Source organism: Tessaracoccus sp. SD287 (assembly GCF_017355265.1).
GTDB lineage: Bacteria > Actinomycetota > Actinomycetes > Propionibacteriales > Propionibacteriaceae > Aestuariimicrobium.
The window spans coordinates 1-15,819 of sequence record NZ_JADIJQ010000018.1; the positions used below are offsets into that span (position 1 = coordinate 1).

A 15,819-nucleotide genomic window follows, 5' to 3' on the forward strand; every position below is an offset into this window, starting at 1 on the left:
AAGGTGGCCCGCTCGTCGGTCATTGCCCGCCCCAGCGAGCAGTTGGCGCAACTGGTCGAGAACTCACAGACCGTCGGGTGGACCGCACCTGAGCCGGCACCCGCGCCCGAGACCGAACCCGCGCCCCAGGAACCGGCGCCCCAGGAACCGGCGCCCCAGGAACCGGCACCCACACCCGAACCCCCCGAACCGGCCACGGACGTCGTCCGGGCTGAGGCAACACCTCAGGGAGAGGAGCAGTAGCCATCAGCAATACCGCCACCCGACGACCCCAGGCCGTCAGGAAACTGCCACAGACCCCGGCACAGCCGGACCCGCAGCCACCGGCTGCACCCCTCGACGAGCAACCGGTCGTCGAGCCCGAACGAACGGAGAGAAAACGAATGAGCGAAGCACTGGGTCTTGTCGAGACCAAGGGATACGTCGGCGCCGTCGAGGCCGCCGACGCCATGGTCAAGTCCGCCAACGTCACCCTGGTCGGCACCGAGAAGATTGGTGCGGGCCTGGTCACCGTCATGGTGCGCGGTGACGTCGGGGCGGTCAAGGCTGCCGTCGATGCCGGCACCGTCGCCGCCCGCGCGGTCGGTGAGGTGGTCTCCACCCACGTCATCCCTCGTCCGCACGGCGACACCGAGAAGATGCTGCCCTCGGCGTCCAGGGAGTGACCCATGACCGTGGACGACAAGCAACTCATCACGCACATCACCCGGCTGGTGGTGGCCGCACTGGTTCAGCACACCGACCCGCACCGCGTGGTGCTCGGTGTTTCGAACCGGCACGTCCACCTCAGTCCCGGTGACTACCGCACGCTCTTCGGCAGCGGCGAACCCACCGTCAAGGCCTGGGTGGTCCAGCACGGGGAGTTCGCCGCGGAGCAGACGGTCACCATTCAGGGTCCCCGCGGGACCATGGAACGGGTGCGCGTGATGGGTCCTTGTCGGCCGCGGTCCCAGGTCGAGCTCAGCCAGTCCGACTGCCGGACGCTGGGCATCGACGCCCCGGTGCGCCAGTCAGGGCACCTGGACGACGCCGCGCCGATCACCATCATCGGGCCGGCCGGACGCGTTGACCTGCCGCACGCAGCCATCGTTGCTGCCCGCCACATCCACCTCGGCCCCGATGATGCCCGACGCCTCGGCGTCCAGGACCAGGACCTGGTCCGGGTGCGCATCGACGGGGACCGGGGTGGCACCCTGGACCACGTCATCTGCCGGGTCAAGGACAGTTACACCGCCGAGGTCCACCTGGACACCGACGAGGCCAATGGGGTGGGCGGACGCACCGGCGACCGGGTGCTGATCATCACGCCGGAGGCCTGATCATGAGCACCCGTGACGCCGTCGTCGGCACCGCTGGGGGTCTGGATCTCGGGGCTCTCAAGGACCTGGTGCGCCGCACCATCCTGGAGATCCTGGCCAAGGAACCCGGCATCGCCCTGGCTGACAAGCCGCCCGGACGCCGGGCGCTGGTCCTGTTCACCGGGGCATGGCTCGGCTTCGACGAGTCGATCCGCCAACTCGAACGCCTGCGTGACGGCGGCCTGCACCTCGACATCGTCCAGACCGAGAGCTCCCGGCTGCACCTGGACCAGACCAAGATCCTGGGACTCGGCCCCGAGGTCACCAGCAACCTGGTCAGCACCCATCCGATGCTGATCGTGCCGACCCTGACGGTGAACTGCGCCGCGAAGGTCGCCCACGGCATGGCCGACAATCTGGCCACCAACGTCATCCACGAATTCATCCTGCTGAACCGGCCCATCGTCGCGGTGCGCACCGCTGCCTGCCCCGACGACCCGGAGAAGAAGGAGTGGTTCCCCGCCATTCCGCCCGCCTTCGCGCACGTCCTGCGCGAGAACCTGGTCGCACTGCAACAGTTCGGGGTGCGACTGACCAGCGTCGACGGCCTGGCCGACGGCGTGCTGGACGCCTGGCGGAGCCTCGAAGGACGCCCCCAGGACGTGCCCACCGAGACGCTGCCCGACCTGGTCAGCTTCGAACTGCTGCGCACCGTGCCCGACGGCACCGTCCTGAGGGTCACGCCCAGGGCGCTGGTCACAGCGCTCGCCAAGGACGAGGCCGCCGCCCGCGGCATCCGCATCCAACGACAGGAGAGTTGAGATGTACCTCGCACACGTCATCGGCACCGTCGTCTCGACGAGCAAGGACCCCGGCCTGGTCGGCTACAAACTGCTCGTCGTCCAGCGCATTGACGCCGACAACCAGCCCGCGGGTGCCCCCGAGGTCGCCGTGGACACGGTTGGCGCCGGCAACGGCGAGACCGTCATCATTGCCAACGGCAGTTCGGCCCGGCAGGCCATTGGCGGCAAGGCCGCGCCGGTGGATGCCACCATCGTCGGCATCGTCGACACCGTCGAGATCGATCGGGGCCGATGATGGCGGCCGTCTACACCCGCACCGGCGACAAGGGTGACACCGGTCTGTTCGGTGGCTCCCGGGTGACCAAGCAGTCGGCCCGGGTCGAGGCCTACGGCACCGTCGACGAGGCCAACACCGTCCTGGGGCTGGCCAAGTCGCGCCTCGACGACGAGGCGCTGGTCGCCGAGATCCAGCACATCCAGCAGCGGATGTTCACCCTGGGTGCCGAACTTGCCAGCGACGAGGCCGGTGCCGCCCAACTGGGCAACCTGGTGGGGGCCGCCGACGTCGAGGCCCTCGAAGCATTGATCGACCGGTGCCTGGCCGAGACCGGACCGCCGCGGCACTTCGTCGTCCCGGGCCGCGACGAGGTCTCCGGCAGCTTCCACGTCGCCCGCACCGTGGTGCGGCGCGCCGAGCGGCGGGTGCTGACCGCCGCCGAGACCACCGCCATCCGCGGCGAGGTGGTGATGTTCCTGAATCGCCTGTCCGACGCCATCTATGCCATCTCGCGGGTCGTCGAGGAACGACACACCCGGGCCCAGGTCGAGGCCGTGGTGCGTCGGGTGGTGGCCGGGGTACTGGACGCCGACGGCGGCGGCCCGGCCGACGCAGCCCGGCGACCGGATGGCCTGCCCCGGCTGGACCTGGCCATGGCCACCACCCTGGCCACGGCGGCCCAGGCGAAGGCCACCGACCTCGGGGTGCCGATCGTCGTCAGCGTCGTGGATGCTGCCGGCAACCCGATGCTGGTGCACCGCATGGACGGGTCGCTGCTGGCCAGCATCGCCCTGGCCGGTGACAAGGCCTGGTCCTCGGCCGCCTTCAGGGCACCCACCCACCAGTTGACCGATCGGGCCAAGCAGAGCGGCGACCTGTACGGGCTGCAGGGGTCGAGTTCGGGCCGCATCTGTGTCTTCGGAGGCGGCTACCCCGTCTTCGTGGACGGAACCATTGCCGGGGGCATCGGAGTCTCCGGCGGAACAGTCGAAGAGGACATGGTCATCGCCGACCACGCCCTGACCATCGCCTCAAGGAGTGGACAATGAACGCAGTCGATAGCGCCAGCCGGGACATGATCGCCCGCGTCGTCGCCGAGGTGGTGCGCGAACTGTCGCAGCGCTCCCCGAGCGCCACCACCACCGGCACCACCAGTGGCGTCGGCCAGTGGGGGGTCTTTGAGACCATGGACGAGGCCGTCACCGCTGCCGCCCGCGGGCAGCGGGAGTACATGGAGCGTTCCATGGCCGACCGTCGCCGCTACATCGACGTGATCAAGGCCGTCGCCACCGTGCCCGAGAACCTCGAGTACATGGCGCGGGAGACCGTCGAGCAGACGGGCATGGGTCGGGTCGACGACAAGATCGCCAAGAACCGCATCGCCGCCCTCGGCACCCCCGGCGTCGAGGACCTGGTCACCACCGCCTGGTCGGGGGACGACGGCCTGACCACCGTCGAGTACTCGCCCTTCGGGGTGATCGGCGCGATCACGCCGACCACCAACCCCACCGAGACGGTGATCTGCAACTCCATCGGCATGCTCGCCGCCGGCAACTCGGTGGTCTTCAGCCCGCACCCGCGGGCCACCAAGGTCACCCTGTGGCTGATCCAGGAACTCAACAAGGGTCTCGCCGAGGCCGGGGCCCCGGCCAACCTGATCGTGACCGTCCGGGAACCGTCGATCGAGAACACCAACGCGATGATGGCCCACAAGCAGGTCAGGATGTTGGTGGCCACCGGTGGTCCCGGAATCGTCAAGACTGTGCTGCAGTCAGGCAAGAAGGCCATTGGCGCCGGGGCCGGCAACCCGCCCGTGCTGGTCGACGCCACCGCGGACATCCCCAAGGCTGCCCGCGACATCGTCGCCGGCGCCAGCTTCGACAACAACCTGCCCTGCACCGCCGAGAAGGAGATCATCGCCGTCGACGCCATCGCCGACCTGTTGCGCTTCGAACTGGTCAAGGCCGGTGCCCATGAGATCACCGACCCCGGTGAACTGCAGCGGCTGGAGGAGCTGTTGATGAGTGAGGGTCGTCCCCGCACCGAGTGGATCGGCAAGGACGCCACCCTCATCCTGGAGGCGATCGGCATCACCCCCCAGCCGGGGACCCGCCTGGTCGTCGCCGAGGTCGACCGCGACCATCCCTTCGTCCAGCACGAGTTGATGATGCCGGTGATCGGGCTGGTCCGGGTGCCCGACGTGGATGCCGGCATCGCGTTCGCGATCGAGATCGAGAAGGGCCTGCGGCACACGGCCATCATGCACTCGCGCGACGTGACGAAACTGACCACGATGGGCCGGTTGATCCAAACCACCCTGTTCGTGAAGAACGGCCCCTCCTACGCCGGACTGGGCATCGGCGGTGAGGGCTTCACGACCTTCACCATCGCCGGACCGACCGGTGAGGGGCTGACCTCGGCCCGCAGTTTTGCCCGCAGCCGCCGCTGCGTGATGGTGGGTGAGCTGAACGTGCGCTGAGGCCAGCAGACTGCTCAGCCGGCGATGGCCCGTCGGATCAGGTCGCTGACCTGCTGTTCGACCGCGTCGTTCCAGGTGGTCAGGGCGTAGGCGCTGGGCCAGATGTCGCCGTCGTCGAGCTGGGCGGCCGGTTCAGCGCCCCGATCGGGTGGTGCCGCGACGCGGGGGAGCAGTCAGCGGGTCCTCGGGCCAGGGGTGACGGATGTAGCGGCCCCGATTCTCGGCGCGGACCCCCGGGTAGGCGTTGCGCCAGAACGAGGCCAGGTCGTCGGTGACCGCCAGGGGACGCTGCGCCGGTGACAGCAGGTGCATCAGCACGCTGACGCGGCCACCCACCAGCCGGGGGGTCTGCACCAGGCCGAAGCACTCCTGCAGCTTGACGGCCAGCACCACCCGACTCGAGGGGTCCTCGGGGTAGTCGAGACGGATCCTCGAGCCGGTGGGCACCTCGAGGCGTTCGGGGACCAGCTCGTCCAGTTCGGCGGCGGCGGGCCAGGGCAGCAGCCTCCGCAGGGCGCTGACCAGGTCGAGGTTGCTGGACGGGCGTCCGCGGGCGAGCTGGTCCAGTTCGGGGCCGAGCCATTCGTCGGCACGCCCGGCCAGGCTCTGCTCGTCCATGGCGGGCCACGGATCACCCAGCTCGTGGTGCAGCAGCGCGAGTCGCCGACGCAAGGACTCGGCCCGGTCGGACCAGCCCACCACTTCGGCCAGGCCGCGTTCACGCAGCGCCGCCCGGACGGCCTCGCGACCCTGGTCCTGGGTCGGCGCGACCGGGGTGGAGGACAGTTCGATGGCTCCCAGCCGGACGACCCGGCGGGCTGTGACCCGGCCCTTGGACCAGGTCGCCTCGGTGCGCTCCACCAGCAGCGACGCCGCCGCCGCGCGGGCGGCCTCGGCAGACAGCGGTGCCGCCGAACGCACCAGCGCCCGGTCACCGACCCGGCCCATCTCGGCGACCGCGAGCCACTCCTGCCCAGCCAGGCGCGAGTCGCGGGGCAGCTCAACGCCGGTGCCCCCGGTCAGCAGGTACTCACGTGAGCCGCGACGCCGGGCGATCCGGTCGGGGTAGGCGGTGGCCACGACCGCCGCCACCAGCGCGTCGTCGTCCAGACCGGCCGGACGGGCCGCCGCAGGGATCAGCCGGGTGAGCCGCTGGGCCTCCTGGCGCCAGCGACCACCCGGTGCCCGCCACAGCGCCACCAGGTCACCTTGCGGTGCCCGATCGTCGCCGGCCAGCATCGCCACCACCTGCGCTGCCTCTCGGGACCCGAGCCGTGGGGCGCACTCCACCAGGGCACGTCCCAGGCGGGGCTCGGTCGGCATCCGCGCCAGTCGGCGGCCCAGCGGGGTCGGACGACCCGACCCGTCCAGCGCCCCCAGGCTGCGCAGGGTCCGGGTCGCTGCTGCCAGCGCGAGCGGCGCCGGGGCGTCGGGCAGGGCCAGCCCCGCACCGCCCGGAGCGCCCCAGACGGCCAGGTCCAGGGCGGTCTGGGTGAGGTCGGCGGTGAGGATCTCGGGCGTCTGGAACCCACGCATGCCGGGCCAGTCCGACTGCGGGAAGCAGCGCACCACCAGTCCGGGCCCGAGCCGCGCCGCGCGTCCGGCCCGCTGATCGGCCGAGGAGCGGGCCTCGCTGACGGTCACCAGACCCGTCATTCCGCGACCGGAATCCAGCCGGGGTTCGCGGGAGAGTCCGGAGTCCACCACCGCCCGCACCCCGGCCACGGTCAGTGAGGACTCGGCGATCGAGGTGGCCACGATGATCCGGGGGCCGTCGTCGGAGCGCAGGACGCGGTCCTGGGCGCGGGGGTCCAGGGACCCGTGCAGCGCCTGGGCGTCGACCCCACCAGCCAGCAGCCGCGCGACGACCTGGTCGCACTCGCGGGCACCCGGAGCGAAGACCAGCACGTTCGAACGCTGCTCGGACAGGGCCGCCACCGCCTCAGCAGCCAGATGGTCCAGGAATGCCGGGGTCACCCCCCGGGCGTCCAGGCGCTGCGGGCCCGGTGACCAGCGGACGGTCATCGGGTACAGGTCGGCCTCGACGGCCACGACCCGGCACCCGCCCAACAGTCCGGCCCAGCGCTGCGCGTCGAGGGTGGCCGACATGACGACCAGCCTCAGCTCGGGGCGCAGCTCGCGCAGTTCGGCGACCATGGCGAAGGCCAGGTCGGTGTCGATGGCCCGCTCGTGCACCTCGTCGAGGACGACGGCGCCGATGCCGTCCAGGGCGGGGTCGCCGAGGAGGCGGCGCAGCAGCACCCCGGCCGTGCAGAACTCGACCCGGGTGAGCGATGAGGTCTGCTGGTCGCCGCGCACCACGTAGCCGACCTCGGTGCCCAGGCTCGTCCCCGACAGGCTGGCCAGCCGGTGTGCCGCCGCCCGGGCCGCGACCCGGCGGGGCTGGGTCACCACGACCCGGCCGGGGCCGCCGAGGTTGGCGACCGCCGGTGGCACCAGGGTCGTCTTGCCCGTGCCGGGCGGCGCCTGCACCACGCACACCCCGTCGGCCTCGAGGGCTGCCGCCAGGTCGGCCAGGGCTGCCGCGACGGGCAGGCCGTCCCCGATCAGGTCCAGGTCGAAATGCATGCGCCCAGTCTGGCGCAGCCCGCCGACCGGCGGGCGCCATGCCCCGTCGCTAGGGTGGGGCGCATGCGTGAACTGCAGCGAGTGATCATCGATGACCTGGGCGTGGCACCCGTGATCGACCCGGCCATTGAGGTGGAGCGGCGGGTCCAGTTCCTGGTCGACTACCTGCGCGCCAGCCACACCGCGGGGTACGTGCTGGGCATCTCCGGCGGCATCGACTCGACCCTGGCCGGACGCCTGGCCCAGCTGGCCGTCGACCGGCTCCGCGATCAGGGCGAGGACGTCAACTTCGTGGCCGTCCGGCTGCCCCACGGCGTCCAGGCCGACGAGGCCGACGCGGCAGCCGCCATGGACTGGGTCGCTGCGCGCACCGAGGTCACCATGGACATCAAGCCCGCCACCGACGGTCTGGAGTCCGCCTTCGAGGACGGCACCAGAGCGCAGATCAGTGACTTCAACAGGGGCAACGTCAAGGCACGGATGCGGATGGTGGCCCAGTACGCGATCGCCGGCCAGGGCAACCTGCTGGTCATCGGTACCGACCACGGCGCCGAGTCGGTGACCGGGTTCTTCACCAAGTTCGGGGACGGGGGCGCTGACATCCTGCCGCTGTACGGGCTGAACAAGCGCCAGAACCGCCAGCTGCTGCAGCACCTGGACGCCCCGCAGCGGCTGTGGTCCAAGGTGCCGACCGCCGACCTGCTGGACGGCATGCCGCTGCGCACCGACGAGGACGAACTGGGCATCAGCTATGACCACATCGACGACTACCTCGAGGGACGCGCGGTGCCCGTCGCGGTCGCCGAGATCATTGAGCAGAAGTACCTGCGCAGCCGCCACAAGCGGACCACGCCGGTCGCGATCGACGACGACTGGTGGCGCAGCGACGCGGGCGAGGTCCTGCGTCGATTCGCCTGACAGGACCCCATTCGCCTGACAGGACCCGATTCGCCTAACAGGACCCCGGTGGGCGGGCAAGCTGTGTCTCGTGTCCCCTCGCACCCGCCTTTTCGGCCTGCTGGCTGCTGCCGCACTCCTGTTGACCACGACGCTGTTCGCAGCGCCTGCCCATGCCGCCCCACTGCGCTATGCCGCCCTGGGTGACTCCTATTCCGCCGGCGTCGGTGCCGGTGGCTCCATCAACGACTGCTACCAGTCGGCCAAGGGCTACCCCGCGCTGGTGGCCCAGTCGGCCGGCTGGACCCTGGACTACCGCGCCTGCTCCGGTGCCGTCATCGCCGACGTCCGCACCACCCAGTTGGCCGGGGTCTGGTCGACGACCAACAAGGTCACCGTCTCGGCGGGCGGCAACGACATTGGTTTCGCCGACGCCCTGCTCGAATGCGCGAAGCCGGGTTGGATGAGCAACTGCAACGCCAAGCTCGACACCGCCGCCGCACTCATCAACGGCACCCTGCCGGGTCGGCTGGACGGCCTCTACGGCGCCATCCGGGCCGAGGCGCCGAACGCGCAGGTCGTCGCCGTGGGCTACCCGCGCCTGTTCAACGGCACCGACTGCAATGTCCTGACCTTCTTCAGTGGGGCCGAGATGGGCCGCGCCAACCAGTTGGCCGACCAGTTGAACACGGTCACCCGCACCCGGGCGTCGGCCAGGGGGGTCGGCTTCGCCGACCCGCGGGCCGCCTTCACCGGTCACGCCTGGTGCGATGCGCAGGCCTGGATCAACGGCCCCAGCTGGAACCTGACCGACTCCTACCACCCGAATGCGGCCGGTAACGCTGGCTACGCCACCGTGGTGGGCGCCACGCTGGGGGTGCGCACGGTGACCTCGACGGTGGTGACCACGACCTCGGTCACCACCGAGGTCAGCGCCGAGCAGGCCCGCCGGGTCGTGCCCGACCTGGCCTCGTCCGAGAACCTGGCCAAGGCGGTCAGGGCAGGCATCGACCCCGGACGGATCCGGGCACTGGATGCCGACCTGCGCTCGGGTGACGCGGCGCGCGCCAATCGGGCACTAAAGCAACTGCACGCCCTGGACGCCCAGTTCCAGGCCCGGCAGTCCCTGACCAGCACCGGACCGGTCACCGTCGAGCGCTGAGCCCGTCGTCCCGCCCCCACGGCACAGATACCAAGCTTGCGCCGATCTACCCAGCCTCCTCGCACCTACCCGGCTTCCGTGGATTTACCCGGGATGCATTCCGGGTAAATCGGTGCACCCCGGGTATCTGGCGGGCCGCGCCCGACGGATCCGGTCTGGATCGTCAGTGGGCCCGGGGTGGCAGAGCCCAGCGACCGGGGGACGATGTGCCGCCGCCCGCGTGGCCCCTAGCCTCATGGCATGGATCAGACCCCTCGACGCTGGTTGCAAGCCCTTGGCTGGGCCGTCGTCCTGGGGGTGGTCGCCCTGCTGACGAACCTGACGACGGTGGCCCAGCACTCGGGGGCGGACCCCACCCTGCTGGCCGTGCGGTTCAGCATCAGCCGGGTCGCCAATGCCGGGGTGGTCTGGGCCGGTATCTCGGTGCTGGCGGGATGGATCGTGCGGCGTCCTTGGCAGGCCTGCCTGGCCGGTCTGGCCGCCGGTGAACTGGCGTTGGCCACTCACTACGGGCTCGGACGCCTGCTGGCGGCACCGACCTCGGTGGTGGAAGGCAACGAGATGTGGTTCCTGGCCGCGGCACTGTGCGGTGCCCCGCTCGGCCTGGTCGGCGCACTGGTGCGCCACCGCGGGCTGCTCGGGCGGCTGGCCGGCTGCGTCGTCCCGGTGGGTGCCATTGCCGAACCGTTCGTCCGTGGCTCGTTCACGATGCCCGCCATACTGCCCTGGCCCGACCGGGTCTCGTCGGTGGCGAGCGGCGTGGTGCTCCTGGTGGGTGGTCTGCTCATGCTCGTCCTGACCTGGCGCTGGCAGTCCGAGCACCGACGTGTGCGAGACGCTGCGCCGATCGGGAACAACCCTGAGAAAACCATGGTTGAGTCGATGTGACTCAACTCTGACTTGAGCGAGATCGGCTCACGGTCTAAAGTTGAGTCCGTCAGACGCAAGCAGGTGGGGTTCATGCCCTGCCGCGCTTCCCACCATCATTTGGAGGAAACACCATGGCACGTGCAGTCGGTATTGACCTCGGCACCACCAACTCAGTCGTCGCCGTCCTCGAGGGCGGCGAGCCCACCGTCATCCCCAACGCCGAGGGCGCCCGCACCACCCCGTCGGTCGTCGCCTTCGCCAAGGGTGGCGAGGTCCTGGTCGGCGAGGTCGCCAAGCGCCAGGCGGTCACCAACGTTGATCGCACCATCCGTTCGGTCAAGCGTCACATGGGCACCAACTGGTCGATCTCGATCGACGAGAAGGAGTACAAGCCCCAGCAGATCAGCGCGTTCGTGCTGCAGAAGCTGAAGCGCGACGCCGAGGCCTACCTCGGTGAGTCGGTCACCCACGCGGTCATCACCGTGCCTGCCTACTTCTCCGACGCCGAGCGCCAGGCCACCAAGGAAGCCGGCGAGATCGCGGGCCTCACCGTTGACCGCATCATCAACGAGCCCACCGCCGCGGCCCTGGCCTACGGCATGGACAAGGAGAACGAGCAGACCATCCTCGTCTTCGACCTGGGTGGTGGCACCTTCGACGTGTCCCTGCTCGAGATCAGCGACGGCGTCTTCGAGGTCAAGGCCACCAAGGGCGACAACCGCCTCGGTGGTGACGACTGGGACGCCAAGGTCGTGGAGTGGCTGGTGACCCAGTTCAAGAACAAGAACGGTGTCGACCTGTCCAAGGACAAGATGGCCAGCCAGCGTCTGCGCGACGCCGCCGAGACCGCCAAGATCGAGCTGTCCAGCGCCCAGAAGACCACCATCAACATTCCCTACATCACCGCCTCGGCCGAGGGTCCGCTGCACCTCAACGAGGACCTGACCCGCGCCGACTTCCAGCGCATGACCCAGGACCTGCTCGACCGCTGCCGCGCCCCCTTCAACTCGGTGCTCGCCGACGCCAAGACCTCGGTCGACAAGGTCGACCAGGTGATCCTGGTCGGCGGCTCCACCCGGATGCCAGCCGTCACCGACCTGGTCAAGGAACTGTCCGGCAAGGAGCCCCACAAGGGCGTCAACCCGGACGAGGTCGTCGCGCTGGGCGCCTCGCTGCAGGCCGGCGTGCTGAAGGGTGAGGTGAAGGACGTCCTGCTGCTCGACGTCACCCCGCTGAGCCTCGGCATCGAGACCAAGGGTGGCGTGATGACCAAGATCATCGAGCGCAACACCACCATCCCCACCAAGCGTTCCGAGGTGTTCACCACCGCCGAGGACAACCAGCCCTCGGTGATGATCCAGGTGTACCAGGGTGAGCGTGACTTCGCCCGCGACAACAAGTCGCTCGGCAACTTCGAGCTCACCGGCCTGATGCCGGCCCCCCGTGGCCTGCCCCAGGTCGAGGTCACCTTCGACATCGACGCCAACGGCATCGTCCACGTCTCGGCCAAGGACATGGCCACCGGCAAGGAACAGTCCATGACCGTCACCGGTGGTTCGGCCCTGAACAAGGACGACATCGAGCGGATGGTCAAGGAGGCCGAGTCGCACGCCGAGGAGGACCGGGTGCGCCGCGAGGCCGTCGAGATGCGCAATGACGCCGACGCCCTGGCCTTCCGCACCGAGAAGTTGCTCGCTGACAACGCCGAGGCCATCCCGGCCGACGTCAAGACCCCCGTCGAGGAGGCCCTGGCCACCCTCAAGGAGGCCCTGAAGGGCACCGACAACGATGAGGCCGTCAAGACCGCCATGGACGACCTGAACACCAAGGCCTCGGCCATGGGCCAGGCCGTCTACGCCGCGCAGGCCGCCCAGCAGCAGGCTTCGCAGTCCGATGCCGATGCCGACGCCCAGGGCGCGGCCGACAACGGTGAGACGCCTGCCGGTGAGGACGACGTGGTGGATGCCGAGATCGTCGACGAGGACAAGAAGGACTGATCTAGCCTCGGACCTGAGGGTCCATGGCACCAGTTCACGGGGGGTCGGCGTCCAGCCGACGCCGGCCCCCCACGTCCCCGTCACCCCCTGAGCGAAGGAGCACCATGAGCACCAACACTTTCCCCGAGGACCGTCCCGCCGACGTTCCCACCGAGGACCTGACTGCCGAGGCCGAGGTGTCCACCGAGGAGCCCATGGGCGGCCCCATCGTCGACGTCGAGCCGCCGGCGGCCGAGAACCAGCAGGACCCCCAGCAGCGCATCTCGGAGTTGGAGGAGAGGCTCGCCGAGCGCACCACCGACCTGCAGCGTCTGGGCGCGGAGTACGTCAACTACAAGAAGCGGGTCGACCGTGATCGGGCGCAGGCCCGGCAGGCCGGTGTCGAGGTCGTCGTCAATGACCTGCTGCCGGTGCTGGACAGCATCGACCTGGCCCGTCAGCACGACGACGTCACCGAGGGCTTCCAGATGGTTGCCGACGAACTGACCCGCATCACCACCAAGCATGGACTCGTGTCCTTCGGTCAGGTGGGCGAGCCGTTCGACCCGAACTTCCACGAGGCCCTGATGCACGCGCCCCTGGAGGGTGAGGCCGAGGTCGAGGTGACCACCGTGTCGCAGGTCATCCAGACCGGCTACCGTCTGCACGACCGCGTTGTCCGTCCGGCCCGGGTCGCCGTGGCCGACCCCGCCTGAACCACGACCAGCACGTCCACCAGAGGAGGCGACCATGAGCACCAAGGATTGGCTTGAGAAGGACTACTACAAGGTGCTGGGCGTCTCCAAGGACGCGAAGCCCGACGAGATCAAGAAGGCCTTCCGCAAGCTCGCCCGCGCCAACCACCCCGACCAGAACCAGGGTGACAAGGCGGCCGAGAAGCGCTTCAAGGAGATCTCGGAGGCCAACTCCGTCCTGAGCGACGCGGCCAAGCGCAAGGAGTACGACCAGCAGCGCAGCCTGTTCGGTGGCGGCGGCTTCCGCTTCCCCACCGGCGGCGGGGCCGGTGGGGCGGGACCCACCAGCGTCAACGACCTGTTCCGGCACGCCGCCTCGTCGGGTGACGCCAACTTCGGTGACATCTTCGGCAACCTGTTCAACACCGGGCCGGCGCCGCGTCGCAACGTGCGCAACCCGCGTCGCGGCAGCGACGTCGAGGGTGAGGTGACCATCGACTTCACCGAGGCCATCGAGGGCGTGACCGTCGGCGTGCAGATGGTCTCCGACCAGGCCTGTGCCGCCTGCCGGGGCACCGGCGCGAAGGCGGGCACCATGCCCAGGGTGTGCACCACCTGCCAGGGTTCGGGGATGCAGGCATCCCAGGCCGGGGGAGTCTTCTCCGTCACCGAGCCCTGCAGGGACTGCAAGGGCCGCGGCATGATCGTCGAGAACCCGTGCGAGGTCTGCCACGGCTCCGGACGGGGCCGCTCCTCGAAGACCATGCAGGTGCGGGTGCCGGCCGGTGTCACCGACGGCCAGCGCATCCGCGTCAAGGGCAAGGGCGGTCCCGGCGAGAACGGTGGCGCCGCCGGAGACCTGTACGTGCTGGTCCATGTCCGCCCGCACCGACTGTTCGGCCGCAAGGACGACAACCTGACCATTGACGTGCCCGTCACCTTCGCGGAGGCCTCCCTGGGTGCCACCATCGAGGTGCCCACCCTGAACGGGCCGTCGGTGAAGTTGAAGCTCGCCGCCGGCACCCCCAACGGACGCACCCTGAGGGTGCGCGGCAAGGGAGCGGTCAAGGCGAACGGCACCCGCGGCGACCTGCTGGTCACTGTCCAGGTGGAGGTTCCCGAACACCTGAGCGAGGCCGCGAAGAAGGCGCTGGACGACTATTCCCGGGCGGTTGGCGAGACCAACCCGCGAGCTGACCTGTTCGGCGGTTGACATGAGTTCCCAGGTGCAGATCATCGACCACGACGCGGCCATCTTCACCATCTCGGTGGCGGCGAACCTGGCCGGCATGCACCCGCAGACGCTGCGCACCTATGACCGCCTCGGGCTGGTCGAGCCGCGCCGCGCCAAGGGTCGGGGCCGACGGTACTCACCCCGCGACGTGGCCAAGCTGCGGCTCATCCAGCACCTGAGCCAGAACGAGGGCATCAACCTCAACGGCATCCAGCGGATTCTGGAGATGGATGCCGAGAACGAGCGCCTGCGCGAGCAGTTGGCGCGGGTGGCCGAGCAACGTGACGACGCCCTGGCGCGGGTGAGCCATGCCCGGGTGTTCACCGCCGAGGCCTCCGGCGCGGTGCACCTCGGACGGGTGCGCCGCGGCCAGTTGGCGCTGCCCGGCCGTCGCTGAGGGCTGGCAGACCGTCTTTGCTGAGGAGCGCCGAAAGATATCAGGTGAAATGGCTGAGTATCGGTATTTGGGCTAGTCAGAGCGTCCGGCTTCTGGTATGTGCCGCCATGGCGTAGGGTGCTCGGTGTTCCCGATCCCCTCCGAAGGACACCATGAAGAAGTTCCTGCGCACCCTGACCATCGCTGCCGTCGCTGCGGCCGCGTCCGTCGTCCCCGTCCTCACCAGCGCGCCGGTCGCCAGCGCCGCCTATTCCGGTGCCCTGGGTGACCTGGACGGTGATGGCAAGGCTGATGTCGTCGCCGTCGTCTCACCCACCCGGTGGAGCAAGACCAACCCGCGCCGCGGCGCCACCGACTACTTCACGTCCAACTATGTCAACGGCCAGTACTGGTTCATGGACCTGCACAAGATCACCGATGACAACAAGATGTTGATGTGGGCCACCGCGATGGTGCCCACGGTCGACTTCAACGGCGACCGCAAGGCCGACTTCCTGGTCCGGATGAACGGGCAGTTCCACCTGTACTGGAGCAAGGGCAACGGCCGCTTCACCAAGGGCCCCCAGGTGGGCCGCAACTGGGCCGGCATGGACCAGATCACCTTCGCCGGTGCGCTGAACGGTGATTCCACCCAGTTCGTGATTGCCCGTCAGACCAACACCGGCAACCTGTTCGCCTACCGCATGGCCGGCAACGGCGCACTGACCTACGCAGGCCAGATCGGACGAGGCTGGAGCCAGTTCTCGTTCATCATGTCCCCGGGACAGATGATGGGCGACTCCAAGCACGACCTGATGGCCATCGACAAGAAGGGCGGCCTGTGGTGCTTCCAGGCCCGCGGCGGCGGTCACATCACCAACATGGGCCAGTGCGGCCGCGGCTGGACGAACTTCTCGCACGTGTTCTTCCCCGGCGACATGGACGGTGACGGCCGCTACGACCTGGTCGGTGTGAAGAAGCTGACCAAGCCCGACGCCTACGGCAACCCCACCGGCGGTGCCGGTGCGGCCAAGGAGGACAAGGCACCGCTGTACGTCTACAAGAACAATGGCGGCGGCACCTGGGGCCAGGCCAAGATGATCGGTTACGACTTCTACCAGTACGACATCATCGCCTGAGTCGCTTCACCACCCGGACAGTGG

Annotated in this window: 16 protein-coding genes; 15 read left to right on the forward strand and 1 reads right to left on the reverse strand. The window is 69.5% G+C overall.

All coding sequences use genetic code 11. The annotated features are described in order from the left end of the window. The 7 genes from IPV09_RS08705 to IPV09_RS08735 all read left to right on the forward strand — a co-directional run. Positions 1-243: hypothetical protein (locus IPV09_RS08705; RefSeq protein WP_207474850.1), on the forward strand; the 243-nt coding region annotated here is incomplete at its 5' end. Positions 244-383: 140 nt separating this feature from the next. After that, complete coding sequence (locus IPV09_RS08710) at positions 384-665, forward strand: BMC domain-containing protein (RefSeq protein ID WP_207474851.1); 282 nt, start codon at positions 384-386, stop codon at positions 663-665. Between the two features lie 3 nt (positions 666-668). Continuing rightward, positions 669-1,319 (forward strand): phosphate propanoyltransferase, encoded by a 651-nt coding sequence (gene pduL, locus IPV09_RS08715; RefSeq protein WP_207474852.1) that lies wholly within the window; start codon positions 669-671, stop codon positions 1,317-1,319. A 2-nt stretch (positions 1,320-1,321) separates the two neighbouring features. After that, entirely contained in the window at positions 1,322-2,119 is a 798-nt protein-coding gene (locus IPV09_RS08720) for a flavoprotein (RefSeq protein ID WP_207474853.1), read from the forward strand. 1 nt (position 2,120) lies between these two features. Next, a complete protein-coding gene (locus IPV09_RS08725; RefSeq protein ID WP_207474854.1) occupies positions 2,121-2,396 on the forward strand; it encodes a EutN/CcmL family microcompartment protein in 276 nt (91 codons plus the stop codon). Continuing rightward, positions 2,393-3,427 carry a cob(I)yrinic acid a,c-diamide adenosyltransferase gene (locus IPV09_RS08730; protein WP_242681414.1) on the forward strand — a complete coding sequence of 345 codons (1,035 nt, stop codon included), beginning with the start codon at positions 2,393-2,395 and terminating at the stop codon, positions 3,425-3,427. The genes IPV09_RS08725 and IPV09_RS08730 overlap by 4 nt, the downstream gene beginning before the upstream one ends. Next, on the forward strand, positions 3,424-4,857 hold the full coding sequence (locus tag IPV09_RS08735; RefSeq protein WP_304650741.1) for an aldehyde dehydrogenase family protein: 1,434 nt from the start codon (positions 3,424-3,426) through the stop codon (positions 4,855-4,857). Before IPV09_RS08730 ends, IPV09_RS08735 begins: the two co-directional genes overlap by 4 nt. Positions 4,858-4,989: 132 nt before the next feature. Here the strand turns inward: IPV09_RS08735 and hrpB are convergent, their stop codons facing one another. Then, the gene (gene hrpB, locus IPV09_RS08740) at positions 4,990-7,446 is read right to left on the reverse strand and encodes an ATP-dependent helicase HrpB (RefSeq protein ID WP_207474855.1); all 2,457 of its coding nucleotides are present in this window, start codon (positions 7,444-7,446) and stop codon (positions 4,990-4,992) included. Between the two features lie 63 nt (positions 7,447-7,509). Between hrpB and nadE the strand changes: the two genes are divergently transcribed. From nadE to IPV09_RS08780, 8 genes are all read left to right on the forward strand, one after another. Beyond that, a complete protein-coding gene (nadE, locus tag IPV09_RS08745; RefSeq protein WP_207474856.1) occupies positions 7,510-8,364 on the forward strand; it encodes an ammonia-dependent NAD(+) synthetase in 855 nt (284 codons plus the stop codon). 70 nt (positions 8,365-8,434) lie between these two features. Continuing rightward, a complete protein-coding gene (locus IPV09_RS08750; RefSeq protein WP_207474857.1) occupies positions 8,435-9,505 on the forward strand; it encodes an SGNH/GDSL hydrolase family protein in 1,071 nt (356 codons plus the stop codon). Between the two features lie 240 nt (positions 9,506-9,745). Beyond that, positions 9,746-10,393, forward strand: coding sequence for a hypothetical protein (locus IPV09_RS08755; RefSeq protein WP_207474858.1), 648 nt, complete (start codon positions 9,746-9,748; stop codon positions 10,391-10,393). Positions 10,394-10,506: 113 nt separating this feature from the next. Then, complete coding sequence (dnaK, locus tag IPV09_RS08760; RefSeq protein ID WP_207474859.1) at positions 10,507-12,372, forward strand: molecular chaperone DnaK; 1,866 nt, start codon at positions 10,507-10,509, stop codon at positions 12,370-12,372. A 104-nt stretch (positions 12,373-12,476) separates the two neighbouring features. Next, the gene (locus IPV09_RS08765) at positions 12,477-13,067 is read left to right on the forward strand and encodes a nucleotide exchange factor GrpE (RefSeq protein WP_370590261.1); all 591 of its coding nucleotides are present in this window, start codon (positions 12,477-12,479) and stop codon (positions 13,065-13,067) included. Between the two features lie 34 nt (positions 13,068-13,101). Further along, positions 13,102-14,259 carry a molecular chaperone DnaJ gene (dnaJ, locus tag IPV09_RS08770; RefSeq protein WP_207474860.1) on the forward strand — a complete coding sequence of 386 codons (1,158 nt, stop codon included), beginning with the start codon at positions 13,102-13,104 and terminating at the stop codon, positions 14,257-14,259. Beyond that, positions 14,219-14,677, forward strand: coding sequence for a heat shock protein transcriptional repressor HspR (locus IPV09_RS08775; RefSeq protein ID WP_207474861.1), 459 nt, complete (start codon positions 14,219-14,221; stop codon positions 14,675-14,677). Before dnaJ ends, IPV09_RS08775 begins: the two co-directional genes overlap by 41 nt. 152 nt (positions 14,678-14,829) lie before the next feature. After that, entirely contained in the window at positions 14,830-15,795 is a 966-nt protein-coding gene (locus tag IPV09_RS08780; protein ID WP_207474862.1) for a VCBS repeat-containing protein, read from the forward strand. The last annotated feature ends 24 nt before the right edge of the window (positions 15,796-15,819 follow it).

Coding starts and splice junctions, on each gene's coding strand:
- IPV09_RS08710 (WP_207474851.1), top strand. CDS start 384: ATGAGCGAAGCACTGGGTCTTGTCGAGACCAAGGGATACGTCGGCGCC.
- pduL (WP_207474852.1), top strand. CDS start 669: ATGACCGTGGACGACAAGCAACTCATCACGCACATCACCCGGCTGGTG.
- IPV09_RS08720 (WP_207474853.1), top strand. CDS start 1,322: ATGAGCACCCGTGACGCCGTCGTCGGCACCGCTGGGGGTCTGGATCTC.
- IPV09_RS08725 (WP_207474854.1), top strand. CDS start 2,121: ATGTACCTCGCACACGTCATCGGCACCGTCGTCTCGACGAGCAAGGAC.
- IPV09_RS08730 (WP_242681414.1), top strand. CDS start 2,393: ATGATGGCGGCCGTCTACACCCGCACCGGCGACAAGGGTGACACCGGT.
- IPV09_RS08735 (WP_304650741.1), top strand. CDS start 3,424: ATGAACGCAGTCGATAGCGCCAGCCGGGACATGATCGCCCGCGTCGTC.
- hrpB (WP_207474855.1), bottom strand. CDS start 7,446: ATGCATTTCGACCTGGACCTGATCGGGGACGGCCTGCCCGTCGCGGCA.
- nadE (WP_207474856.1), top strand. CDS start 7,510: ATGCGTGAACTGCAGCGAGTGATCATCGATGACCTGGGCGTGGCACCC.
- IPV09_RS08755 (WP_207474858.1), top strand. CDS start 9,746: ATGGATCAGACCCCTCGACGCTGGTTGCAAGCCCTTGGCTGGGCCGTC.
- dnaK (WP_207474859.1), top strand. CDS start 10,507: ATGGCACGTGCAGTCGGTATTGACCTCGGCACCACCAACTCAGTCGTC.
- IPV09_RS08765 (WP_370590261.1), top strand. CDS start 12,477: ATGAGCACCAACACTTTCCCCGAGGACCGTCCCGCCGACGTTCCCACC.
- dnaJ (WP_207474860.1), top strand. CDS start 13,102: ATGAGCACCAAGGATTGGCTTGAGAAGGACTACTACAAGGTGCTGGGC.
- IPV09_RS08780 (WP_207474862.1), top strand. CDS start 14,830: ATGAAGAAGTTCCTGCGCACCCTGACCATCGCTGCCGTCGCTGCGGCC.